Source organism: Dyadobacter sp. BE31, from assembly GCF_031457695.1.
Lineage (GTDB): Bacteria > Bacteroidota > Bacteroidia > Cytophagales > Spirosomataceae > Dyadobacter.
Genome location: NZ_JAVDXA010000001.1, coordinates 1,066,322 through 1,091,893, shown reverse-complemented (window position 1 = coordinate 1,091,893; position 25,572 = coordinate 1,066,322). Strand labels below are relative to the sequence as shown.

Annotated in this window: 22 protein-coding genes; 17 read left to right on the top strand and 5 right to left on the bottom strand. The window is 50.0% G+C overall.

The window, feature by feature from the left end; translation table 11 throughout:
• Positions 1-6: 6 nt before the first annotated feature.
• On the bottom strand, positions 7-834 hold the full coding sequence (locus J2Y43_RS04545) for a glycoside hydrolase family 16 protein (protein ID WP_309981050.1): 828 nt from the start codon (positions 832-834) through the stop codon (positions 7-9).
• 185 nt (positions 835-1,019) lie between these two features.
• Between J2Y43_RS04545 and J2Y43_RS04540 the strand changes: the two genes are divergently transcribed.
• From J2Y43_RS04540 to J2Y43_RS04505, 8 genes are all read left to right on the top strand, one after another.
• Positions 1,020-2,033, top strand: coding sequence for a bile acid:sodium symporter family protein (locus tag J2Y43_RS04540; protein ID WP_309981051.1), 1,014 nt, complete (start codon positions 1,020-1,022; stop codon positions 2,031-2,033).
• Between the two features lie 3 nt (positions 2,034-2,036).
• The gene (locus tag J2Y43_RS04535) at positions 2,037-2,660 is read left to right on the top strand and encodes a DUF4230 domain-containing protein (protein WP_309981052.1); all 624 of its coding nucleotides are present in this window, start codon (positions 2,037-2,039) and stop codon (positions 2,658-2,660) included.
• A 29-nt stretch (positions 2,661-2,689) separates the two neighbouring features.
• Positions 2,690-4,066 (top strand): glutamine synthetase family protein, encoded by a 1,377-nt coding sequence (locus tag J2Y43_RS04530; RefSeq protein WP_309981053.1) that lies wholly within the window; start codon positions 2,690-2,692, stop codon positions 4,064-4,066.
• Positions 4,067-4,107: 41 nt separating this feature from the next.
• Positions 4,108-4,881 (top strand): glucose 1-dehydrogenase, encoded by a 774-nt coding sequence (locus J2Y43_RS04525; RefSeq protein ID WP_106597807.1) that lies wholly within the window; start codon positions 4,108-4,110, stop codon positions 4,879-4,881.
• A gap of 99 nt (positions 4,882-4,980) precedes the next feature.
• Positions 4,981-6,366, top strand: coding sequence for an aldehyde dehydrogenase family protein (locus J2Y43_RS04520; RefSeq protein ID WP_309981054.1), 1,386 nt, complete (start codon positions 4,981-4,983; stop codon positions 6,364-6,366).
• A 47-nt stretch (positions 6,367-6,413) separates the two neighbouring features.
• Entirely contained in the window at positions 6,414-7,004 is a 591-nt protein-coding gene (locus tag J2Y43_RS04515) for a Uma2 family endonuclease (RefSeq protein WP_309981055.1), read from the top strand.
• An 8-nt stretch (positions 7,005-7,012) separates the two neighbouring features.
• On the top strand, positions 7,013-7,717 hold the full coding sequence (locus J2Y43_RS04510; protein WP_309981056.1) for a glutamine amidotransferase-related protein: 705 nt from the start codon (positions 7,013-7,015) through the stop codon (positions 7,715-7,717).
• A 58-nt stretch (positions 7,718-7,775) separates the two neighbouring features.
• A complete protein-coding gene (locus J2Y43_RS04505; protein ID WP_309981057.1) occupies positions 7,776-8,294 on the top strand; it encodes a phosphoribosyltransferase family protein in 519 nt (172 codons plus the stop codon).
• Here the strand turns inward: J2Y43_RS04505 and J2Y43_RS04500 are convergent, their stop codons facing one another.
• The 4 genes from J2Y43_RS04500 to J2Y43_RS04485 form a co-directional block, all read right to left on the bottom strand.
• Positions 8,295-9,752: an ATP-binding protein gene (locus J2Y43_RS04500; protein ID WP_309981058.1), complete on the bottom strand. Its 1,458-nt coding sequence runs from the start codon at positions 9,750-9,752 to the stop codon at positions 8,295-8,297.
• Positions 9,753-9,842: 90 nt separating this feature from the next.
• Positions 9,843-12,050: an alpha-galactosidase gene (locus tag J2Y43_RS04495; RefSeq protein WP_309981059.1), complete on the bottom strand. Its 2,208-nt coding sequence runs from the start codon at positions 12,048-12,050 to the stop codon at positions 9,843-9,845.
• Positions 12,051-12,145: 95 nt separating this feature from the next.
• Positions 12,146-14,092: a KUP/HAK/KT family potassium transporter gene (locus J2Y43_RS04490; protein ID WP_309981060.1), complete on the bottom strand. Its 1,947-nt coding sequence runs from the start codon at positions 14,090-14,092 to the stop codon at positions 12,146-12,148.
• 86 nt (positions 14,093-14,178) lie between these two features.
• Positions 14,179-15,531, bottom strand: coding sequence for an Nramp family divalent metal transporter (locus J2Y43_RS04485; protein ID WP_309981061.1), 1,353 nt, complete (start codon positions 15,529-15,531; stop codon positions 14,179-14,181).
• A gap of 154 nt (positions 15,532-15,685) precedes the next feature.
• Between J2Y43_RS04485 and J2Y43_RS04480 the strand changes: the two genes are divergently transcribed.
• From J2Y43_RS04480 to J2Y43_RS04440, 9 genes are all read left to right on the top strand, one after another.
• A complete protein-coding gene (locus J2Y43_RS04480) occupies positions 15,686-16,348 on the top strand; it encodes a metal-dependent transcriptional regulator (RefSeq protein WP_106597815.1) in 663 nt (220 codons plus the stop codon).
• Positions 16,349-16,362: 14 nt separating this feature from the next.
• Positions 16,363-17,445: an LptF/LptG family permease gene (locus tag J2Y43_RS04475; RefSeq protein WP_309981062.1), complete on the top strand. Its 1,083-nt coding sequence runs from the start codon at positions 16,363-16,365 to the stop codon at positions 17,443-17,445.
• Position 17,446: 1 nt separating this feature from the next.
• Entirely contained in the window at positions 17,447-18,370 is a 924-nt protein-coding gene (locus J2Y43_RS04470; RefSeq protein WP_309981063.1) for a DMT family transporter, read from the top strand.
• An 85-nt stretch (positions 18,371-18,455) separates the two neighbouring features.
• A complete protein-coding gene (locus J2Y43_RS04465; RefSeq protein ID WP_309981064.1) occupies positions 18,456-19,406 on the top strand; it encodes a glycosyltransferase family 2 protein in 951 nt (316 codons plus the stop codon).
• Positions 19,399-20,835 carry a DUF6056 family protein gene (locus tag J2Y43_RS04460; protein ID WP_309981065.1) on the top strand — a complete coding sequence of 479 codons (1,437 nt, stop codon included), beginning with the start codon at positions 19,399-19,401 and terminating at the stop codon, positions 20,833-20,835. Before J2Y43_RS04465 ends, J2Y43_RS04460 begins: the two co-directional genes overlap by 8 nt.
• Positions 20,819-22,516: a hypothetical protein gene (locus J2Y43_RS04455; RefSeq protein WP_309981066.1), complete on the top strand. Its 1,698-nt coding sequence runs from the start codon at positions 20,819-20,821 to the stop codon at positions 22,514-22,516. The genes J2Y43_RS04460 and J2Y43_RS04455 overlap by 17 nt, the downstream gene beginning before the upstream one ends.
• A 72-nt stretch (positions 22,517-22,588) precedes the next feature.
• The gene (locus tag J2Y43_RS04450) at positions 22,589-23,533 is read left to right on the top strand and encodes a glycosyltransferase family 2 protein (protein ID WP_309981067.1); all 945 of its coding nucleotides are present in this window, start codon (positions 22,589-22,591) and stop codon (positions 23,531-23,533) included.
• 4 nt (positions 23,534-23,537) lie between these two features.
• Positions 23,538-25,007 carry an MBOAT family O-acyltransferase gene (locus J2Y43_RS04445; protein WP_309981068.1) on the top strand — a complete coding sequence of 490 codons (1,470 nt, stop codon included), beginning with the start codon at positions 23,538-23,540 and terminating at the stop codon, positions 25,005-25,007.
• Positions 25,008-25,107: 100 nt separating this feature from the next.
• A complete protein-coding gene (locus J2Y43_RS04440; RefSeq protein ID WP_019942063.1) occupies positions 25,108-25,488 on the top strand; it encodes a co-chaperone GroES family protein in 381 nt (126 codons plus the stop codon).
• Positions 25,489-25,572 lie beyond the last annotated feature (84 nt).

Below are 25,572 nucleotides of genomic sequence, written 5' to 3'. Positions count from 1 at the left end.
CCCGCCTCACTGTTTTTGATAAATCCTCACATAATCCACTTCAAAACGTGCGGGGAATTCTGTTTTCGACAAATCACCGCCATTATCGCCGCCCAGCGCCATGCCCAGCAGGATGTAGTGCGGCTGCTTAAAAGGCGTAATGTCCTTGTTTTTGGCATTAATGGCCTTGGCCTGGTCCTGTGAAGCCATAAGCATATCGTCGACATAAATTTTAATCGAATTCTCGTCCCAATCCATCCGCCATACGTGGAATTTCGATGACCAATCCGGGTCGTTGAAAGCACTGATCTGCTTTTTATTGGTATTCCAAACAGGTTTGTAGCGTTCATTGGAACCCCAGGCAAGATTTGCCAGCAGCATCCCCCGGTAAAATTCCATAATGTCGATCTCGCCGTTATCCGGCCATTCGCCCTTGTCGCCGAGCGTCCAGAATGCCGGCCAGATGCCTGAGCGCGTATCGATTTTGGCGCGCATTTCGAAGCGGCCGTACTGAAAGCTCTTTTTACCGCGGGTAATGATGCTGGCCGAAGTGTACTCGGCGTACTCGCGGCTTTCTTTCCAGTTGCTGCTGCCGGGTTTGTAGTTGGGGTTTTTGACCCGTTCTTTTTTGGCTTCGATAATCAGGTAACCGCCTTTGCAGTAGGCATTGTCGCCCTGATACCATTGATCTTCGTGGTTTCGGGTAAAGCCTTTTTCGGGTTGCCACACATTCGGGTCGGGCGCACCGTCGTAGTCGAATTCGTCGGCCCATACGAGCTTGTATTGTGCGGTCGCGGGAAGGAAACTCATAACCGTGAGGATGATCGTTAATAGTAATTTGTCAGGAGTTGCCATGAGTGGTCAGTTGTTGTTGTGCTGTCATTGGGGAAAGTGACGGTGCCCGCTCATTTACCCGAAATGCCAAAATGAAAAGAATTGACACTATAAATGGCGGCACCGGGTTTTATTTCTGACAGTTTTCCATTTTCTTGTAAACAATAGTTTGCCGCAGTCCTTATCGGCCGGCGTTGATTTTTAATATGCGTAAATTCATTGATACTGCTAAAAAAGCCGGTTTGGACGGTTTCATGCTCGCATTGCTCAGCATGATCCTGCTCGCCTGGCTCTGGCCGGCGCCGGGTATGCAGGACAGCCCGCTGCATCTTTCGACCGTCTCTACCTACGCGGTTTCAGTCATATTCTTCTTTTACGGCCTCCGGCTCAGCCCCGAAAAACTGAAAGCCGGGCTCGTGAACTGGCGGCTGCACGTGATGGTGCATTTGTCGACATTTGTACTTTTTCCGGTACTGGCGCTCGCATTCAGGCCGTTTTTTCAGAGCGAAGAAGGGCAGGTGATGTGGCTGGCAATCTTTTTTCTGACCGTCCTGCCATCTACGGTTTCGTCGTCGGTAGTCATGGTATCCATTGCGCGCGGCAACATTCCGGCGGCGATATTCAATGCGAGCATTTCCAGTCTGATCGGCGTTTTTATCACACCATTGTGGATGGGCCTCGTGCTGGAATCCGGGCCAGAACATTTTGATCTGCTTTCGGTAGTCGGAAAACTGGCAATGCAAGTACTACTTCCGGTATTTGCCGGGATTGCCCTCAACAGCCGCTGTGGGCATTTCGCGGAGCGCCACAAAAAGTACATCCGCTATTTCGATCAGTCGTCGATTTTGCTGATCGTCTACACTTCTTTTTGCGAATCGTTTGGAGAGCACCTCTTTGATTCGCTCGGAATAAAAGAAATTGTATTTTTAGGGATAGGAATGCTCGCGCTGTTTTTCGGGATCTATTTCCTGCTGACGTTCATTGCCGGTTTGCTGCATTTCGACCGGGAGGATAAGGTTACCGCGGTATTCTGCGGTTCCAAGAAATCGCTGGTGCAAGGTGCCGTGATGTCGAAAGTATTGTTTGCGGGCCCGGAAGCCGGTTTAATGCTCCTGCCGATCATGCTTTATCACGCATTGCAGCTGATTGCTGCGAGTATTATCGCCCAGCGAATGGCCCGGGAGCCGGGAGTAGCGGAAAATTTTGTACTTAAAAAATAAGGTATGCGGATCATATCGTGGCTGGTGCGGCTGGTAGTTTTGATTTTGCTTTTGGCGGGGATTAACGCATTATGGTCGGGTTTCAAGACCGGCAGCTGGCTGCCCGAATGGCTTGGAGGAGAGGATAAGGCGGAGACAATGCATACCGTGGTGTTGCAGGAAATCAGCTCGATGGGCAAACTCGAAGTCGTGAAATACAACTTCAAGGATGTGGTAGAGCAGGAACTTGTGAAAATGTGGCTACCCAACGCGAAAGCGATCCTGATCGTACAGGGAGAAGCGATAGGTTGTGTGGATCTGACCAAAATTTCCATGGAAGACATTACCTCCGATGCCGAAACGCTGGTGATCAACATGCCGGAGCCGGAGTTGTGTGTTTTTAAGATAGACCATAGTAAATCAAAGGTTTATAATACGGAATATGCCTTTACCGACGAGGCGAAACTGGTGCAGGAGGCTTACAAACAAGCCGAAAAACAAATCCAGCAATCGGCCCTCGACATGGGCATTCTCGACCAGACCAGGGAGAATGCCAAAAAGATATTGACCCCCATGCTGGAAAAAGCTTCCGGTAAAAAGGTGGTGCTGAAATTTCCGATGAATGCCAAAGTAGACAAGTTGCGATAATATAAACTGCGCTAAACCAACCCTTTCTAATGAGTAAAAAAGGATTTCTGACACTGGATGAACTTTCGGGCAAGATTGGGGGAGGGGAGATTGAAACAATTGTAGTTGCATTCACGGACCATTACGGCCGGCTTATGGGCAAGCGCGTCGACGCCGATTATTTCCTCGATTCGGTTTCCAAATCGGGCACGCACGGCTGCAATTACCTACTCACGACCGATATGGCCATGGACCCGGTACCCGGCTACCGGTATGCCAACTGGGAGCTCGGTTACGGTGATTTCCATCTGGTGCCCGACCTCGCTACCCTGCGCATCGCCGACTGGCTCGACAAAACCGCATTGGTGATCTGCGATGTGCATAACGACAAATCACACCAACTGGAATCGATAGCGCCGAGGTCGTTATTGAAAAAACAACTGGCCTCGCTCGCGGGCGATGGCGTCGAATGCTTTGCTGCTTCCGAATTGGAATATTACCTGCTCGAAAACAGCTATAAACAAGCATTTCAGCAAAACTACCAGAACCTGAGCCCGGCGGGATATTACCTGGAAGATTATCATATTATGCAGGGCACGAGGAACGAAAAGTATACTTCGGCAGTCCGCAGGCATTTGAAAAACTCCGGCATCGCGGTCGAAACTTCCAAAGGTGAATGGGGGCTAGGGCAACACGAATTGAACGTCAAATATGCGGACGTGCTCTCGATGGCCGACAACCACATTGTGTACAAGCAATGTATGAAGGAAGTGGCCGACGCAATGGGCATTTCCGTAACTTTCATGGCCAAGTTCGCGACCGATCAGGCGGGTTCCAGCAGCCATATTCACATGAGTCTGTGGAAAGACGGCAAGAATATCTTCGACGGCGACCAGCAGTTCGGACCGGTGAAAGGCTCCGATATTTTCCGCTGGTTTCTCGGCGGCTGGATCAAGCACGTGCCCGACGTTATGCCATTCTACGCCCCGACCGTCAATTCCTATAAACGGTTTGTGGACGGCTCCTGGGCGCCTACGCGGCTTGCGTGGAGCTATGATAACCGCACAGCCGGTTTCCGGGTGGTAGGCAGCGGTGCCAGTCTGCGGATCGAATGCCGCATTCCCGGTGCCGATTGTAATCCTTACCTTGCATTTGCTGCGTCGCTCGCCTCGGGCCTCGACGGGATCAGGAACCGCATTGAGCCCCCTGAATGCTTTATCGGCGATATTTACGCCGCCGCGCATTTGCCTCGCGTGCCTTACACGCTCGCGGAATCCGTGGCATTGTTCGAAAACAGCCCGTTTGCCAAAGAAGCATTCGGCGAGGAAGTGGTGGAGCATTACACGCATTTTTTCAAAACCGAGCAGCGGGCATATGATAGCTCCGTGACGGACTGGGAGCGGAAGCGGTATTTTGAACAGATTTAATCACTCGTTACTATCCAAAAAAACATAACCAATCAAACCCCATGCGCTTAGAAAACAAAGTCGCGCTTATTACAGGTGGAAGCGGCGGAATCGGTCGTGAAACTGCTATTTTATTTGCCAAAGAAGGAGCTAAGATCGTCGTGACGGACGTGAACGACGCCGCTGGTCAGGAGACGGTCGATGAGATCGTGAAAAACGGCGGAGAGGCTTACTTTTTGCATTCGGATGTTTCCAAAGCGGCCGACTGCGAAGCGGCGGTGGCGTTTACCGAAGAGAAATTCGGAAAGCTGAATATCCTTTTCAACAACGCGGGTATCATGCACAGCGACGATGACAATGCCGTTACTACCGAAGAAGCGATCTGGGATCTGACAATGAATATCAATGCGAAAGGCGTTTTCCTGGGGTGCAAATACGGTATACCGGCATTGAAGCGCGCAGGTGGCGGCTCGATCATTAATACCGCATCGTTTGTAGCTATTTTGGGCGCGGCTACACCGCAGGTGGCTTATACGGCGAGTAAAGGAGCGGTGCTCGCACTTACGCGTGAGCTCGCGGTCATCCACGCTCGGGAGAACATCCGTGTGAACGCATTATGCCCGGGCCCGCTGCGCACGGAACTGCTGATGAAGTTTTTGAATACCGAAGAAAAGAAACAGCGCCGCCTGGTACACATCCCAATGGGCCGTTTCGGCGAAGCGAAGGAAATGGCTTATGCTGCATTGTTCCTCGCTTCGGATGAGGCATCTTTCGTTACCGGCACCGACTTTCTCGTCGATGGCGGTATTACTTCGGCATATGTAACACCTCTTTAATGGGAGGAAGGAGAATGGAGGAAGGGGAGGATGGAGGAGGCTCTATCCCGGTTCTCTTTCCTCCGTCCTCCCTTTCCTCCCTTTTCTCCCTTCAAAAAAATGATTCAAAAAACAATAAGCCCGATCGACGGCTCTGTGTATGTGGAGCGCGAATTGGCGAATGCTGAGGCCGTGGAGGCTGCTTTGGAAAAAGCGGTAGCCGCGCAAAAGGAATGGAAAAAAACGACGCTGGCGGAGCGTGAGGCGATTTGCAGGAAGGCGGTCGAATATTTTCTGAACAATGCCGACGAAATCGGATTGGAACTGACCTGGCAAATGGGGCGCCCCGTGCGCTACACGGCGAACGAGATCCGCAGGGGCTTTCAGGAGCGGGCCAACTATATGATTTCGGTGGCCGAGAAAGCGCTGGCAGACGTCGAAGTGGATGAAATTCCTGGTTTTAAAAGATTTGTGAAAAGAGCGCCGCTAGGTGTGGTGTTCGTGGTGGCGCCGTGGAATTATCCTTATCTGACGTCCGTGAACTCGGTGATACCGGCCATTATGTCGGGTAATGCGGTGATTTTGAAGCATGCACAGCAGACACCCCTTTGTGCCGAGCGTTATGCAGCCGCATTCGAATACGCCGGCTTGCCGGAGGGTGTGTTTCAGTATCTGCATTTGAGCCATGAGCAGGTGGCGCAAGTGATTGGTGATGCGCGGGTCGACTATGTGGCATTTACCGGATCGGTGGAAGGCGGACATGCGGTGCAGAAAGCTATCAATGAGCGGTTTATTGTCGGTGGGCTCGAATTGGGTGGAAAGGATCCTGCGTACGTACGCGCGGATGCGAACCTGGCCGATGCAGTTGAAAACCTGGTGGACGGCTCTTTCTTCAATTCGGGGCAGTCGTGCTGCGGAATCGAGCGCATTTATGTGCATCAGACCGTTTATGACGAATTTATCAAGGGCTTTGAAGCATTAACCAAAACCTACGTTCTGGGCGATCCGCGCGATGCTGAAACGACATTAGGGCCGATGGTAAGGACATCAGCAGCCAGCTTTGCCCAGAAGCAGATCGATGACGCTATTGCACAAGGTGCTACCGCGTTGATCGACCCTGCATTGTTTCCGGCGCACCAGTCGGGCACGCCATATCTGGCACCGCAAGTGCTGGTGAATGTGAGCCATTCGATGGACATTATGACGGAAGAAACTTTCGCGCCGGTGGTAGGCATTATGCCCGTTGCGAGCGATGAGGAGGCCATTCGTTTGATGAACGACAGCCAATACGGCCTTACTGCCTCCATCTGGACCTCGGACGTCGATGCGGCATTGCAGATCGGCGAGCAAGTCGAAACCGGTACCTGGTTCATGAACCGCTGCGACTACCTCGACCCTGCATTGGCATGGACGGGCGTGAAGAATTCGGGACGCGGTTGCACGTTGTCCGTGGTCGGTTACGAGGCATTAACGCGGCCTAAGTCTTTTCATTTGAAAATAGGGTAACTTGGTTTGTTAGGCTATCTTTAATCGAAAACCAGCCAATTTGAGATATGAAGAGCATCGACACACTGGATTTGAATGGCACGTATAGCTATGCCGACTATTTGCAATGGGAGTTTGAGGAACGTCTCGAATTGATCAAAGGGCAGATCTTCAAAATCCCGTCTGCACCAGGCACTCGTCATCAAAAAATATCAGGGATGCTTTTATCCGAAATATGGCAATTGCTTAAATACAGAGATTGCCAGGTTTTTGCAGCTCCATTTGATGTGCGACTTCCAAGGTTCGATGTTCAATCAGACAAGGAAATTCTCACAGTTGTGCAGCCTGACATTTCAGTGATTTGTGACCCGGCTAAAATAGATGAAAAAGGCTGTCTGGGCGCACCCGACTGGATTATCGAGATACTTTCTCCCGGCAATACCAGGAAGGAAATGGACAACAAGTTTGACGTGTACGAAGAATCTGGTGTGAAGGAATATTGGCTGGTAGAGCCGAATGACGAAGTGGTTTTCGTGTATGTATTAATTGAAGAAGGAAAATTTATTGGATTGAAGCCGTATACCGTAGGTCAGGCACTTACTTCGATTACACTACCCGACTTTACCATTGAACTGAACCAGCTTTTTGATAAAAAGTAGCATATAGTATGACAAAAGTCGGATTGCTGGAATGCGACCATGTGCGCGAAGAACTTTTGCCGATCGCGGGGGATTATCGCGATATGTTTCCGGCATTGTTCTCACAGGTTGCTCCGGATTGGGAGTTTGTATTTTATGATGTTTGCAACGGGCATTTTCCGGCTTCGGCGGACGAATGCGAGGTATATGTTTGCACCGGTTCCAAGTTTTCGGTTTATGACGATGAGCCGTGGATTCATCGGTTGAAAGAGTTTGTGCGTGAAATCCGTGATTCGGGGAAAAAGTACCTGGGCATTTGCTTCGGGCATCAGATGCTGGCCGAAGCATTGGGTGGTAAGGTGCAGAAATCCGCTGTGGGCTGGTGCGTGGGTTTGCATAATTTTCAGGTATTAAGCCAGGAAGAATGGATGGTGCCGGCACGGCAGTCGTTCAACCTGCTGATGATGTGCCAGGACCAGGTAATGGAGCTGCCACCGGACAGCAAGCTGCTGGCCGAGTCGCAGGACTGCCCGATCGGCATGTTCAGCGTCGGTAAAAATATGGTGGCGATACAGGCACATCCCGAATTTCCGAAGCCTTATGAAAAAGCATTGATGGAAATCCGGACGGAGCGCATCGGGCAGGCGAAGGTCGAAATGGGTATTGTAAGTCTGGAATTGCCGCTCCACGAGTTGACTTTTGCGAATTGGTTAAAGAATTTCGCTGCGCTATGAAGTGGCATGATGGTTTGCTATTTTTACCGCTGCTAAGATTTTAACTTACCAATACCCAATGACCGAGAACAGCAAGGTATCCAGGCGTCAGATTTTGAGTGCCCACCAAACAGGCCAGAAAATACGCCGGATCGCTTTTGAAATATATGAACAGAATTTTGAGGAAAAAGGCATTATCATCGCCGGAATAGCCGGTGAAGGTTTTGCATTTGCCAAAAGACTGGTAGCCGAACTCACAGAAATTTCACCGCTCAACGCGCAACTTATCGAGCTCCGTTTCGACAAAAACATCCACCAGCAAAGCCCTGTTTTGTTCGATCATGAACTGAACGTGGAAAACCAGGTGATCATCATCGCGGACGATGTTTTGAATACCGGTCGCACACTGGCTTTCGCATTGGAACCGTTTCTGAAAGTACCGATGAAAAAGGTTCAGGTAGCGGTAATCGTAGATCGCAGCCACCACAAATTCCCGATCCACGCCGATTATGTAGGATATTCATTGAGCACCACGCTTACCGAGCATGTGGAAGTGGTTTTGAGCCGAGCGGAGGAAGAAGGGGTTTATTTGAAATAATCACAATTTGCCGCGTATTTCCAGCGTGTTCACACCCACGATATAGGCGTAAATAGCGGAAGGGACGAAGTTAAGCGTTATGCCGTTTTTTTCTATCGTCCCTTCCTTATCAATGGTTGTGACAAGGGCGGATTTCAGATTGTTCTTTTCACAAAACTGTAACAAGCTCTTTAACTCCTCGGGGCGCTCGTAGTACCTGTTGCTCCATTTTACCTCCACGGCCCATGCAGGTTTCAGCGATTTGTTATCCAAACCGATCATATCCACTTCGCCCTGAAATTTTCCATTTGTCCAGCGGGCGTACCAGGGCGTGAACCAGAAGCGGTGTATCCACTGCGAAAAGATGGCTGTTTCAACCATACTCCCAAATAAATCGTCGGTGGCTTCGAGAGGCACGAAAAGGGCGCTGCGCAGCGAAGGATTGGTAAGGAAAATTTTGTAAAAATTGGCTCGCTGGAATTTTTTGGCCGTGTCGTCGACGCGGTGGATAACTCGCACCAGGAATGCGGCTTCAAGGTATTCCAGGTATTTTTTCAAAAGGTTTTTATCGATACCACTGCTTTTCGAAAGCACATCCAGCGACACCTCATTGCCGCTGTAATACGCGAGCGTCGTGAAGAATGCGTTGAGTTCCTGCACATCCTGGATACCATAAAGACTGGGCAGGTCACGCAAGAGAACTTTATCCACTATGTCGCTTTTGATGTACCTCCCGGGATTGGCCTGGATCGTCTCGGAAAATATGACTTCGGGATAACCGCCGAAATTGATGTAGTCGATGAAATGCTTGTTGAGTTCGGTCAAATGGCTGCTGGTGAAGAACTTGTTTACATTGCCATTCCAGGCAATGGACGAAGGACGGATCAGGTGATCAAATTTCTTTAGCTGGATATACTCGTGAAAAGTCAGTGGTGGAAGCATGAATTCGGTAAACCGTCCTGCGCCGCTTTCATTGCTTTTAAGCCTAAGCGCTGCGGCAGCCGATCCGGAAACAATGATCTTGGTGTGAGGATAGCTGTCAACCATCACCTTTAAATGCACTTCCCAGTCTTTGAGATACTGAATTTCGTCGAAAAAGAGGTACCAGTCGCTCAGATCGTCACTTGCCACCGCCTTGCGTACGAGCGCAAACAGCTGTTCCAACCCCATGTAAAGATAGATGGGATTGTCGATGCTGATAAATGCGATCTTTTTAGGGTTTACACCGTCGTCCAGTAGCTTTTGGACGCTGTGGTGCATCATCACTGTTTTTCCTACCCGCCTGGGGCCCATCAAAACCACAGCCCGTTTTACACTCGTTTCACCGACCAACTGGTGCAACAGCCCGAAGTACAGCCTGGGCTGCATGCCGTGATACTCCGGATCGATTTTACCTGACACCCACCAGGGATTTTCAAACCGGAGCCTGCTTAAAACCAGTTCTTCGGATATGGGTTTGAGTTTGATCGATTTTGCCATAAATCAACAAATTTCTCAAAATAATATAGATTGATCTATACTAAATTAACAAATTTGTTGATATAAGAAAAATATCGCTTAAATTGATTCTTATTTTACCTCTAAAACCTCCAAGATCACACTCGCTCTCCTCGCATTCACAACCGGATTGAACCCGGCCGTCATCAAAAAGTCCCCCGAATAAACCTGCTCTTCCTTAACCGGCGATTTCGAATCCGGATAGAGGTTCAGCTCTTTAACCTTGTATTTCTTAGCCGAATCCAGTCCCTGCAAACGAACGGCGATGTCCGATCCCGCGCCGTTGCGGTTACTCACTAAATAGGAGAACACGATTGCCCTATCCTTATTCTTACTCGCAAAAAGCAGCGATGCAAATTCATTTTTCTTCGGATCTACCAGTCGATAAAGGTCGCCGTGCCAGATCACGTCCTTGATCGCGTTGTAAGTAGCGACGGACTGCTGGGCGAATTGCAGGTCTTTTTCATTCAAATGGCTCACTACAATGTCGTATCCGAGCTTGCCCATCATCGCTACGTCGGTGCGGAATTTGAGTGGCTGCTTGCCCCAGTCGGTCACGTGCGCGCTTTGGGCGAGGGCGGGGTAGAAGTAGGAGTATTCCCATTGCATGAAAATGCGTTCGAGCGGGTCGGTGTTGTCGCTCGGCCAGAACTCGGTGAAGTATTTCAATGCCTCGTAATCGACCCGGCCGCCGCCGCCGGAGCATAGCATCATAGGTACTTTCGGATATTTGGCGCGGAGCTTTTCGAGGACTTTGTAAAGGCCTTTTACGTAATCGACATACAGCTGCGATTGCTTTTGCTTGCTCTTCTCGAGGTACGCCGAATGCGCGTTGAAAGTAATGGCATTGCAATCCCATTTGATGTACGCGATCTCGGGATTTTCGGTGAAAAGCTTATCCAGAATCCCAAAAACAAAGTTTTGTACTTCGGGATTCGACAAATCGAGCGGCAGCTGGTTACGCATATAGTGCTCGGGACGCTGCGGTTGGCGGATCACCCAGTCGGGGTGTTTTTCGTAGAGTTCACTTTTAGGGTTTACCATCTCGGGCTCTACCCAGATACCGAATTTAATACCCGCATTTTTGGCCTCCTTCACGAGGTAGCCAATGCCGTGCGGGAGTTTTTTGACGTTTTCCTGCCAATCGCCAAGCCCTGCACGATCGTCGTTGCGGGGATATTTGTTGGCAAACCAGCCGTCGTCGAGCAGGAACAGGTCTACGCCCAGCTTCTTGCCGTCTTTGAACAACCCCGACAGTTTTTCCTCATTAAAATCGAAATAAGTGGCTTCCCAGTTATTCAGCAGCGTAAGACGAGAGCCTTCCCCGTCGAGAATGCGATATTTACGCGCCCAGTTGTGGAGGTTCCGGCTGGCTTCGCCCTTGCCGTTTTCCGAAAATGTGTAGATAAACGAAGGTGTCTTGAAATCCTTGCCGGATGCCAGCGGATATTCGGAAGCATAGTTGTTAATGCCGGCAATGAGGCGTAGGTTATGGTAGGAATCGACTTCGAAATCCATCCGGAAGTTGCCCGACCACGCCAGCGTTCCGAGCAGGACTTTGCCTTCGGTTTCGGTAGCGGGCTTATCAAAGGAAAGCTGGAAGCTGGGAGGCTGGAAGAGGTTGGCACGGGTACCGAGTTTGGAGTCCAGCACGCGGATACCGGCCGTAAGCTGCTCCTCTTCGGGGTTCATTTCACGCGCCCAGGTGCCGTTGTAATGTGTCAGATAAAAGTCCTTGCCGGGGAAATAGAGGTTCGCAGAAGCGTATTTGTTCAATGTAATTTCTCCTTTTTCAGCGCTTTTGATCACGCTCCATTGCTCCACCACATTCTCGCGGGCGTAGGTTTTGTAAAACAATGTCACCTCCACCGCGTACACGGGATCTTTCAACTGAATGCTGGTGGTTGCTACATTGTCGCCTTCGCGCGTGGTTTGGTGGTTTACATAAACGAGGTCCGTGGATTTGTTGCCGTCGGCGTGTGTAATTTGCAAGGCCGGCTCGGAAATGCTCCATGAGCCAGCCGGCGTGTAAGCCGAATTGTAAATGCCCGCATTGCCGTCGCGCTGGCGGTTTTGGGTGCTTACCAGCTCATATTCGGCGGCTTGGGCCAGTTTTTTGCCAAAGTAAATGATCGACAAATGCTTATCCTGATCGGTTTGCAATACCAGCGCATTCTGGGTGGTTTCGATGGGGATGGTCACCTTGTTTTGGGCCGTTGAGTCGATGGCGTGCATGAAAAGTACTAGCACAGGAATGGCAATGCGCCGTAGGAGATTCATTGGAATAGTAAAGGGAATAGTTTGAAAAAGAAAAGGATCGATACCGGCAATGTTACTGGCAATATCGATCCTTTCAAAGTTCTTAGTAGCGGTTATTAATGGAAAACGCGCCTTAGTTTCACGTTTTCTACCGGCCGGATAATGAGCGGTACCTTCTCGATTTTAACGGAACTGCTGTCGAGCCCGAACCATTTGTCTTCCGGCGTCGTGAAATCCTTGACGAAGAAGTAGGTTTTCATTACGAGCTGTTCCAGGAATGGGAGGTCGTTTTCAAACGAAAGGAATCTTTCCAGTACCACAAAACGGAAGTCTCCGGTAATGTTCTGCTTGCTCAGCGACTCGTACCGGCTGGTAATGTCTACCTCTTTGTTCAAAACCATATCCTCGACTACTTTCCGGAAGAACATATTGATCCGCTGGTCGACGCGGAAACCGAGCCGGAAGTTGATTTTGATCACATTGTCGTGCGCGTCTTCGTCGGATAATACCTTGTATTCCATCGTATAAGGATCATCCGTAATGTCGACGTGGATGAACCAGTACACATCGGCGCGTTTCGGACGTTTCTGAAAAATGGAGTAGATAACCTTCGTTTCGATTTCCGACGCGCGCGAGGCGTTGGTCATGAAAACAAGGTGGGTCGTATATTTTGGAATACTGATATCGCGGCTCAGCTCGTGCAATGCCGGCAGGTATTTTTCCAGTTTGGTGTATTCGGTGAGCCTGAGCTTGATGTAGAATGCTTTGAGCCAAACGGCCATCAGCCCTGCCACCAGCGTGCCGACCATGATCGTGAACCAGCCTCCGTGGGTGAATTTAAGCAGGTTGGCGCCCAGGAACATGCCTTCTATGAACAGGTATATAAGCATGAAAACAATTACTATCCAGAGGTTGACCCGTTTGACATACAAATAATAGGAGAACAGGATCGTAGTCATGATCATCGTGAGCGTAATCGCGAGGCCATACGCCGCTTCCATGTTGGATGATTTCTGGAAAAACAGCACCACACCGCAGCAGCCCAGCCAGAGGAGCCAGTTAATGCTCGGCACGTACAGCTGGCCTTTCTGATCACTTGGATAAATGAGGCGGACCTTGGGCCAGAAATTGAGGCGGATAGCCTCCGAAATGAGCGTAAATGAGCCGGTAATAACGGCCTGGCTGGCAATGATAGCAGCCAATGTCGCGATGACGACGCCTGGCAGCAGCCACCATTCAGGCATGATCTCATAGAATGGTTTGCGGGCGTCGAGCAGGTTGCCCATTTCGGTGATCAGCCATGCGCCCTGACCAAAATAGTTCAGTATCAGGCATATTTTAACGAATATCCAGCTGATCCGGATGTTTTCGCGGCCGCAGTGACCGAGATCGGAATACAGCGCTTCGGCACCAGTCGTACAGAGAAATACCGCACCGAGCATCCAGAAACCACCGGGGTGTTTCGTCAGGAGGTCATATCCGTAGATCGGATTAAGGGCTTTCAGGATTTCAGGGTGGTCTTTGATCTGGTTAAGACCCAGCACGCCTAGCATCACGAACCAGGTTACCATCAACGGCCCGAATGCACGGCCTACCACTTTGGTACCGAATGCCTGGATGATGAAGATCGCCGTAAGAATGGCAATGACGATCGGGACCGTCTGAATATTAGGGTATAATAGTTGTAAACCTTCTACCGCAGAAGAGACGGAAATAGGCGGCGTAATGACGCCATCGGCCAGTAGCGTACTTCCCCCGATCACCGCGGGCACCGTGAGCCACTTCGCATGCTTGCGCACGAGCGCGTAAAGCGCGAAAATCCCACCCTCGCCGCGGTTATCGGCCCGGAGGATCAGGATTACGTATTTAACGGTGGTTTGGAGCGTCAGCGTCCAGAAAATACAGGAAATCGCCCCGTAGATAATTTCTTCGGTGATGGGCTCATTCATGATAATCGCCTGCATTACATAGAGCGGCGACGTACCGATGTCGCCGTAGATAATGCCGAACGCCACCAGAAGCCCGGCGGCCGTTACCTTGTCAACTTTGTGTTTTGATTCCATCCACCTTTTATGAAAAACGGCGAAAGTTAGGAAACCGCTAGCAAAGACGGAATTACAGTATACAAATTTAATTTGTCAATGCGACACTATGCGGTAAAAGTGTTGAAAAGCAGGTACCCATTCAACCCGATAATAATCAACGCAATAACCCAGCTTACAACGCTTAGCAGCCTGGAATTGGCAAAAGGCCCCATGATTTTGCTGTTGGAGGTGAAAAACACCAGCGGTACCACGGCAAAGCTCAGTTGCAGAGAAAGAATTACCTGGCTGAGTACGAGCAGCTCGGCTGTACCCCGTTCGCCGTACAAATAGGAGACGATGAGCGCAGGGATAATGGCGATACCGCGCGTCAGGAGTCGACGTACCCAGGGTTTGAGGCGGATGTTGAGGAAGCCTTCCATCACGATCTGGCCTGCGAGGGTACCGGTGAGCGTGGAACTTTGGCCGGATGCCAGCAACGCAAGCGCGAAGAATATGCCCGCGAGGCTCACGCCAAGCACAGGGTCGAGGAGGTGGTAGGCATCGGTAATGTCGGCGATTTCGAAATGGCCGTTGGCGTGGAACGCCGAGGCGGCCAGGATGAGGATGGAGCCATTGATAAAGAAAGCCAGGGCCAGCGAAACGGTCGAATCGATGGTGGCGAAGCGGATCGCGGAACGTTTGCCTGTCTCGTCTTTCCTGAAATTACGGGTCTGAACGATGCTGGAATGTAAATACAGGTTGTGCGGCATCACGGTGGCACCAAGGATACCGATGGCGATATAGAGCATTCCCGGGTCGGTCACGATCTCTTTTTTAGGCATCAAGCCTCCCACAATACCGGCCAGCGATGGCTGCGAGACGATCATTTCGTACAAAAAGCTGAGCAGGATAATGGTCATCAATCCCGCCACAATACTTTCAATAATGCGGAATCCTTTTTGCTGGAAATACAACACAATGAGCACGTCGAAAGCCGTGAAAACGACGCCGACAGGCAATGGGAGGCCGAAAAGGAGGTTCAATGCAATAGCGGAACCGATCACTTCGGCGAGATCGGTGGCTGCGATGGCGATTTCTGAGAGAAGCCAGAGTACAAATGATACTGGACGCGAGTAGTAATCACGGCAGGCCTGCGCAAGGTCGCGGCCGGATGCGATGCCGAGTTTCAGCGACAAATGTTGCAAAAGCATGGCAAAGAGGTTCGAGATCAGGATCACGGAGAGCAGGGTATAGCCAAACCGCGAGCCGCCTTCGATATCGGTAGCCCAGTTGCCCGGATCGATGTAGCCGACGGCCACCATCAGGCCAGGGCCCGCAAATGCGGCCATTTTTTTCCAGAAACCAGCTCCCTCCGGTACCGAAATAGAGGAGTGAACTTCGGACAATGAGCGGAGCTGCTCATCATGGCCCGGTGTTTTCTCTTGCAAAGACTTATCTATTTTTAAATCGTCAATCATTCCCGTAGTCTCCGAAATAAACAATTTAGTTCTCTGAAAACAAAGATAAGGAAATTCTGAATATATTTTTAGGTTAGTCTAAATTTTTTAATTTACAGATAGTAAATCGTACTTTTGCCGGATATTTAAGATTGGTAACCGGGGCTTACAAGGCATGCAGAATTCTTTCACAGAAGAAAATTACTTAAAGATCATCCACGCGCTTTCCGGACGTGACGGGGTAGAGGTGAGCACGAATGCGCTCGCGGAGAGTACGTCAACACGTGCCGCGTCGGTGACGGACATGCTGCGCAAGCTGGCTGACAAAGGATTGATCCATTATAAAAAATACCAGGGTGTAACATTGACGGAGAGCGGGGAGAAAGTGGCGATCAAGGTGATCCGCAAGCACCGCCTCTGGGAGGTTTTTCTGGTTGAAAAGCTGGGTTTTGGCTGGGACGAGGTGCACGATATTGCCGAGGAGCTGGAACACGTTCCATCGGAAGTGCTGGTGGAAAAGCTCGACGCATTCCTGGGGCATCCGAAGTTCGATCCACATGGAGATCCTATCCCCGATGCGAAAGGAAATCTTACGGAACCCGATTATCTGATCCTTACCGACGTGCACGTTGGTGAAAAAGTGTTAATGATGGGGGTACTCGATCATGCCCCTTCTTTCCTGCAACACCTTGACCGGTCGGGGATTACGCTCGGCGCGGTGATAGAAGTGAAGGAAATTAATGAATATGACAAGTCGGCGTCCGTACAGATTAACGGCGGTCCGACGTTGTTTATCAGTCTCGAAGTGTCCAAAAACCTGCTGGTACAGCGCCGATGAGACCATAACCAGCCATGAACTTTAAAATCCTCGATCGGTACCTGATCAAAAACTTCCTGATTACCTACGTATTCGTGGCGTTCGTCATCGTACTGATTATCTGTATGATCGACTACACCGAAAAGGTGGACGACTTCCTCGATAAAAAAGCGCCGCTCAGGGAGATCCTCGTCGATTATTACCTCAATCTGATTCCCTACTGGATCAATTATATCAGCCCGCTGATGGTGTTCATCGCGACGGTGTTCTTCACCTCGCGCATTGCTGCGCGCACGGAAATCATCGCGATGCTGAGCAGCGGGATCAGTTTTACGCGGATGCTGATGCCCTACATGGCCGGGGCGATTGTGCTCGGTATCCTGACGTTCATCCAGGTAGGATGGGTTTTGCCCAAGGCCAACAAGATCCGGGTTGGTTTTGAAAAAACTTATGTAAAAAACGAGTTCTATTTCAGCGGGCATAATGTGCATATCACGATCGCGCCTGATGTGTATGCCTACCTGGAAAGCTACAATACCACCACGCAGACCGGGAATAAATTCACAATGGAGACGATCAAGGGTACGAAATTGCTCCAAAAGTTTTATGCGGAGAAAATCGTCTGGCAACCAAAAAAGAAGAAATGGACGCTGCAAAACTACCAGGTACGGACGCTCGACAGCCTCGGCGAGCGGCTTAGCCGAGGAACGGAGATCGATACGACCATTAACCTCTCCCCCAAAGATTTCGAAAGTGATTATAACCTCTACGAAACATTTACACTACCTGAGCTGAATGCCTACATAGAGCTGCTGAAAAGCCGCGGCGCCGATGGTCTGGAGGTGTATTTGATCGAAAAGTATATCCGCTTCACTCAACCGTTCGCGATCCTGATCCTGACGGCGATCGGGGTGATCGTTTCGGCCCGGAAGAGCCGTCGCGGGGTGGGCTGGCAGATTGCCCTGGGCTTTATGCTGGCATTTGTTTACATCCTTTTCTTTTTGTTATCCAAAGGCGTGGCCGAAGCGGGTACGATCAACACGCTTTTTGCGGTGTGGCTGCCTAATATCGTATTTTCACTGATCGGGGTGCTGCTTTATAAAACATTACCGAGGTAGTATGCTTTCCTCCACTTCCGTTCGCTCGTACCTGCATTTGCATTTCCTGGTGATGATCTGGGGCTTCACGGCCATTGTGGGGCTGATGGTGTCGATTTCGCCGGTTGCATTGGTATTGTACCGGACGTTTTTTGCAGCTATCGGCCTGGGGGTTGTCCTGCTGTTATCAAAAAAGCGCTTTGCGGTTGCCGGTCGCGATCTGGCCAGGATAGTGGGGGTGGGGTTTTTGCTTTCCGCCCATTGGATGCTGTTTTTCGCGTCGGCCCGGGTTTCTACCGCTTCGGTTTGCCTGGCGGGAATGGCCACTACGTCGCTTTGGACCAGTCTTTTGGAACCGTTGGTGAATAAACGGAAAATTAGTCCGCTCGAAGTGGGACTGGGTATTCTCGCATTTGCCGGTTTATATGTGGTTTTCAGATTTGAATTTGACCATGCATTAGGCCTGGGGCTTGCCATCGCTTCGGCCATGCTTGCGGCAAGTTTTACAGTAGCCAACAGCCGGCTCGTGCAGCGGATTGATGCCTGGGTGATCACTTTTTATGAAATGTCGGGGGCGTCATTGTTTTCGCTGCTGTTTCTCGGGATTTCAGAAAGCAAAGATTGGAACGGCGGAGCGCCATTCATTCCGGCGCAGGGGGATTGGGTATGGATATTGTTCCTCGCGCTCGTGTGTACCGTGTACGCAAGTACGATGGCGACGCAGCTGATGAAGCAATTTTCTGCGTACCTCATTAACCTGACTATCAATCTGGAACCCGTTTACGGCATTGCACTGGCCTTTTTTATTTTCGGAGAAAAGGAGCGAATGACGCAAGGCTTTTACATGGGTACGCTGCTGATTTTGCTGGCAGTAATCCTGTATCCGTTGCTGACGACGACCGTATTGAAGAAGAATAACCGTAAGATAATTGAAGCCGGTAAATAGATCATATTGAGCTGCCGGTTGCCGGGAAGGGGAGCTTATTAACTTATTACTACTATTTTTGTCGATTCAACCAACAGGGTGACATATGAATCCAGCTCGTTTACTTTTAGTCGTGCCATGCTACAATGAAGAAGCAATCTTGTACCGGACGTACGCTAAATTAAACACCTACTACAACGGCATCAAGGAGCAGGGCCTCATCGCAGAGGACAGCCGCATTTGTCTTGTGAACGACGGCAGCCGGGACAAAACCTGGTCGATCATCGAAGACATTTGCAGCAAGGATTACAATATCATCGGTGTCGGGCTTTCCCGGAATTTTGGCCACCAGAGTGCTATTATGGCCGGTTTGGAGCAGCATGTGAACGATTACGACTGTTTTATCACGATCGATGCCGACTTGCAGGACGATATCAATGCCATTACCGGCATGATTGAAAAGCACCGCGAGGGCGCGATGGTTGTGTACGGCGTGCGCGGCGACCGCAGCTCCGATAGCTGGTTCAAGCGGGTCACTGCCGAAGGCTTCTATGTGTTAATGCAAAAAATGGGCGTTCCGGTGGTGTTCAATCATGCGGATTTCCGTTTGATGGACCAGCGGGTACTCAAAGAGCTTGGAAACTTCCGGGAGATCAATATGTTCCTCCGGGGCATTGTACCGCTGATCGGTTTTAAAAACGAAAAGGTGTTTTACAGCCGTCTGGAACGTGAGGCAGGCGAGACCAAATACCCGCTCAGCAAGATGCTGCTTTTCGCCTGGAACGGTATTACGTCGTTTTCTACATTCCCAATGCGGCTGGTGCTGTATTTCGGGTTTGCCAATTTCTTTATCGCGATGCTGATCGTCGTGTACATTCTTTTTTCATACATGATCGGTCACACAGTGGCGGGGTGGACGTCGACTATGCTGCCGCTCACATTTTTCAGCGGATTTAATATGATGGCGCTTGGCCTGATCGGGGAGTATATCGGTAAGATTTATGAAGAAGTAAAAGGCCGTCCACGCTATATCATAGAAAAAATTGTCAATGAATAGATTTTATCGAAAATACCGGGTTGTCGGCAACTGGGCGAATATCCTGCTGATGCTGACCGTACTGGTGCCGTTGCTGGCGCTTTCGTACTTCAACCATCCGTCGCCGGCGGACGACTTCTGTTACATTTTTACAGTGTTCAAAATTGGCTGGTTCGAGGCCATGAAACTGTACTATACCGAATGGACGGGCCGCTACTTTGGAATATTCCTCAACCACACGAGCCCGCTGCTCTTCCATTCGATCGCCGGTTTTAAAGTGTTGCCGGTCATATTGCTGCTCGGAATGGTCTTTGCATTGTACAGCCTCTTCCGGCACCTAACGCCTACATTGTCGCGATTGGCGCATTTGGGATTTGCGGGTGTGGTTTTCTTCCTGTACATCCTCAAAATGATGAGTATTTCGGAGGCATTCTACTGGATGGCGGCATTTGTGACCTATACGGTTCCGAATATCCTTACATTGCTCTGGATCGTGCTCGTGCTCCGCTGGTACCGCCAGGACACGCAACCTGCTAAGCTCTTTGTAGGGGCGCTTTCGGGCTTCTTGATATTTGCGGTGATAGGAAGCAGTGAAACGAACCTGCTGATTATGGTGCTGCTCGTAGGCGCGTGGCTTGCTTACCGGGTACTTTTCCACCGGAAGGTCGATGCATTTATGGTTTCGATGGCGGTGGTGACGGCGCTTTCCTGCTATTTCTACTTTGCATCACCGGGTAATGCAGCGCGTATCGGCGGTAACCCATTGGGCGGAAACATTCCTTTCTCGGTAGTTTCCTCGTTTAAAAAACTGGCCTATCTGGGTTTCGACTGGGTTTTCAGGACGCCCCTTATATTTTTCACGCTGGCCTGGCTTTTCGTGCTCTCGCGGCTGTCGGACGGCGCGCGTAATTACTTCTCGATCCCGGTATGGTACGCGGTGCTGCTCTTTATCGGGGTGCTCTCGGCGCAACTGTTCCCTTCTTATTACGGGGTGGGGATCGAGCCTACGCCGCGTGTGATCAACTGCGTATATTTCTTTTTCCTGATCGGCTGGTTCTATATCATCGGAGTGCTTTTTCATTATTTCAAAAAGAGAAAAATCACGCTCCTGAGCCTGACCGCCGTGCGGTATGGCATCGTTTGCGCGATACTAGTAGCGTCGGTGGCGCTTTCGTTTGTCCGCAGCAGCAATGTCAAAATGATGTATACCGATCTGCTGAAAGGTAAAGCGGCCGCATTCGACAAGGAAATGTACCAGCGTTATGCATTGATCAAGAGCTCGCAGGAAGACATTTTGTACCTGCCGCCCATCCGTTCGAAACCGATGACGATTTTCCTCGACGACGACATTAAAACCGACCCTACCCACTGGTGGAATAAATGCACAGCGGGTTATTTTGGGAAGGAGGCCATTTACATGAAAGATACCGAAGGTGGACAACAGCAATAAAAAGCCGCTTTTCTTCCTGGTAGCGGCAGTGCCCGTGACGTTGTGGGTAGGAGTGATCCTGTACTACTCGGTAAACCTGCCCTGGTACGACGATTTCGATCCGTTCCCCGATTTTCTGCACAAATGGATCACCAGTGATTCATTACCGGAACGTTTGAAACTGCTGTTTCAGCCTAATAACGAGCACCGGATGGTGGTGGGGAAGCTGGCTACACTCGTTTACTATTGGGTTACAGGGCACCTCAATTTTACACTCCTGCATATTGCAGCGGCATTTTTTACATTAGGAACCCTCGTGGTGTTCTGGCGGGCGTTCAAGCGCTCTACTCTGAGCATATGGTATTTCCTGCCCGTTCCATTTTTGCTTTTTCAGCTTCAATACCATTTGATTTTCCTTTGGGCTATATGCGGTTGGCAGCATCAGCCGGTGGTTTTCTTTGTGGTACTATCCATGTTTTTGCTCTCGGGTAAGCGCTTCACAGGTGCATTGCTTGCGGGTGTGTGCGCTACGTACGCCATGAGCAGCGGGATTTTCGTATGGCCGGCGGGTGTGGCGGTGCTCTTGCTCCGATCGCAGTACAAGCAATTGGTTGCCTGGGTTTTGGTAGGTGCCGTGGCAGTAGGTTTGTATTTCTACGGCATGTCGGCGCAGGGTAACGAGTCGAGCTTCGCGTTTTTTGTCAAAAATCCGCATTTATCGGTCCTTGGCTTTTTTACATTCCTGGGCGGGCTGTTTGATTTCTTTCCTGAGAAAAGCATCGTTGTGCGCTCTGCATTACCGGTGGTGATGGCTTTCATGGTCATGATCTGGGTGGTAATCTGGCTGTGGCGGCAAATTACGCCCTGGCTCGCGCGTACATTTGGTTTGTTCAAAAATGGCCCGGTCGTAGTTCAGAGCGAAAGTGCCGGCAATCTGAATGCATTTCTACTAGGTATTCTGAGCTTCCTGCTGGTGGAAGCGCTGGTGATCGGTTTGTTACGTCCCCGGTTCGGCTTTTTTGTGATGATAGTAAGTAATTACAAAATATATCCGGCTCTTTTCCTGGTTGTTACCTATTTGTCCTTTGTTGTTTCAACCCAAAACCAAAGCGTGCGCAGGCTCGCATTGCAAGGGGCTGCGGTAGTAGGGCTGGTGATCTGGAGCGTATCCATTTACTCGTATTTGCCGGTTATTTCGGAGCGCAGGAAGTACTACACCGTAAATGGCTACAATCAGGAGCATAATGGTTTCGGATTGGGGCATGTGCCTTATTCGGAAGGCGCCCGGTACGTGGATAATGTCATGAAACACCTGGTGAAAGCCGGTGTCTACAAATATCCGGAAGAAGGAAACGAACTCGGCCGGCAGGTGAATGCACTCACTACGGCATTCCCGGTTGAGCGCCAGGTAACCGTCACGCACCGCGAAAAGGGTATTTATGTGAACGACCCGGAAGGGACTATCTCCCTGTCGCGTTCGAATGGCGAGTATGCATTCGTGCGTAACGGAGAACGCCTGTATTTCTTCAAAATGGAGCCGCATAAATACAACGGGCGCAACTTTTTCAAGCAGTACGATAAGGGTTTTGACATTGAAATACCACACTCCTCCCTGTTGCCGGGAACGTACGATCTGGGAATCGTGAACGTGGAAGGAGCCGCTCTCAAAGGTGGTGTTCTTGGAAAAGTGACAATACCTTAAATAACAGAATGTTTCGATAATAGACCGAAAGGTGTATTTTTGCCTCTATTGGTCATTGAAAAACTCAGCATATTGAAAACTCCTCAAATTTCAATCGTCGCGCCGCTATATAATGAATCTGAGACGCTCCCGCTACTGGTACAGCGTATCAATGCGTTAATGGACGTCAGTCCACTTGCTATTGAAGTGGTATTGATCGACGATGGAAGTAAGGATGATACAGCGCTTAAAATCAGGCAGGTGGCCCTGACGGACGAGCGATACCACGGTGTTTTTTTATCACGAAACCACGGCCACCAGCTGGCGCTGACCGCCGGTATTTCCGCCGCACGCGGCACGGAAGCGCTCTTTGTGATCGATGGTGATTTGCAGGACCCGCCGGAGCTCTTGCCGGAATTTTACAAATTGTTGCAGGAAGGAAACGACGTAGTGTACGCCATTCGCAAGAAGCGTAAAGAGGGATTTGTCAAGAGAATGGGTTATCATTGGTTTTACCGCATCCTTCGTTCGATTTCCTATGTAGATATCCCGCTCGACAGTGGTGATTTTGCATTGATCAGCCGCAGGGTAGTCGATGTTTTGAACAAAATGCCTGAGGAAAGCCGCTACCTGCGTGGAATGCGCTCCTGGATCGGCTTCAAGCAGGTCGGATACGAGTACGAGCGCGACGCGCGCATCGCGGGGGAATCCAAATATACTTTCAAGCAGCTTTTCAGGCTGGCTTACAACGGGATTTTCAATTTCAGTGAATTCCCGATCAAGTTCATGAGCCGGGTGGGTATGACGGCCATTGTGATTTCGTTGATTTATTTCGCGACGGTGGTACTCAAAAAGTTATTTTTCGCCCACGTGATCGAGGGTTTTGCGGCCTTGTTGTTTGTCATCATCCTGTTCAGCGGGGTGCAATTGCTGGCGCTGGGCATTATTGGAGAATATGTGCTCCGGATTTTCTTTCAATCCAAAAACCGTCCCCTGTTCATTATCAAAGAGGAAATAGTCAACCGGGAGTACATTTGACCTGATGGATTTTCATTCGATTCAATTTGCAGTTTTCTTTATAGTAGTCACGCTGGCGTATTTCAGCCTGTCGTGGACCGGCCGTTGGGTGCTTTTGCTGCTCACCAGCTGCTATTTTTATATGGTTTTCAAACCGGTATTCATCCTGATCCTGTTTGGAACCATCATTATCGACTATTACGCCGGAATATGGATTGAAAAGTCGCAGGAACAGAAGCAGAGGAAGCTACTGCTTGTGATCAGCCTCATTTCCAACATCGGTATTCTCGCATTTTTTAAATATTACGATTTCGTGCAGGATTCGGTGAATACCATTCTTAGTAACCTGCATCTAAGGCCGATGTTCCCTGCATTCACGCGGATCGTTCCCGGCCCGATCGCAGAGTGGATGACTACCGGGAGCGGGAAACTGCTGTTGCCGATCGGATTATCGTTCCATACTTTCCAGGCCATGAGCTACACCATCGAGGTGTACCGCGGCAACCAAAAGGCCGAAAAGCACTTCGGGATTTACGCATTGTACGTGATGTTTTACCCGCAGCTCGTGGCCGGCCCGATCGAACGTCCGCAGAATATGCTGTTCCAGTACCACTCGTTTTTCAAGTACGATTTCGAGCAGGTAAAGGAAGGGTTAATGCAAATGGCCTTCGGTTTTTTTAAGAAAATGGTGATTGCCGACAGGCTCGTGATGCTTGTGGATGCAGCTTATCAAAATCCGGCAGAGCATAATGGTCTGACGCTCATCGTAGCCACTGTTTTCTTTGCGTTTCAGATCTACTGCGATTTCTCCGGCTATTCGGATATTGCCATTGGCGCCGCTCGTGTGATGGGTTTTACCTTGATGGACAACTTCAAGACGCCTTATATTTCCAAATCCATTTCGGAGTTCTGGGGCAGATGGCACATCTCGCTTTCCTCGTGGTTTAAAGATTATCTCTATATACCATTGGGCGGTAACCGCAAAGGCGAATGGATGAAATACCGCAACCAGTTTATCGTATTCCTCGTGAGCGGGCTCTGGCACGGCGCGAGCTGGAACTACGTGATTTGGGGCGCATTGCATGGCTTTTACCAGGTAGCGGCCTCCCTACGCGACAAATGGTTGAAAAAAGCAGGCATTGAAATACCCAAAAACGCAATTACCAATGCGCTGAGCGTCGTTTTTACATTCGCGTTGGTAACCATCACCTGGGTTTTCTTCCGGAATGACAAAGCGCCGGTGGGGCGTTCGTTCATGATTTTGAAAAAAATGGCCGGCTTCTCATTCTCGGAGCCGCTGCAAACGCCTATGAACCATCTCGAAATGTGGTTCTGTGTGTTCCTGGTTATTTTCCTGCTGATCAAGGAGCATTATTATCTCAAGATACCAACACGAAATACGACCGTGTTCTTCTTATTGTTCCCGCTGATTCTGCTGGCGAATTACTTTTTGGGTGTCGTATCCGAAAACCAGTTCATTTACTTCCAGTTCTGAAAAGGGAGGAGATCGCGGCAAACATTTGCGCTTATTTATTTGTTACCCAATTTTTGCAGGACTACCTGACGTTCTTATTACCGATTAAGCATTTATTACAATGTACGAAGTAACATCCGACAACAGGCTCAAAAGCCTGATCGTAGTGGGGGACCGTGTTTTGATCCGCCCCAAAAGCCCCAGCGACCGCACGAATAGCGGCCTCTACCTGCCTCCGACCGTCACCGAAAAGGAACAGGTGCAAACCGGCTACGTGATCAAGGTTGGTCCGGGTTACCCTATTCCTGTGGCTGCGGAAGACGAGCCCTGGAAAGAGACCGAAGAAAAAGTGAAATATATGCCTTTGCAATCCAAAGAAGGCGACCTCGCTATTTACCTCCAGCGTAACGCCATCGACCTCGAATACGATGGCCAGAAATACGTGATCGTTCCGCAGTCGTCGATATTGATGTTGGAGCGGTCGGAGGATTTGTTTGAATAACGTTTTTGACCGCTGACTGCCGACCGCCGATGGCTGACCATGGACCGCCGACCATTGGCCATGAGTAATCCGAAATAGCATCGA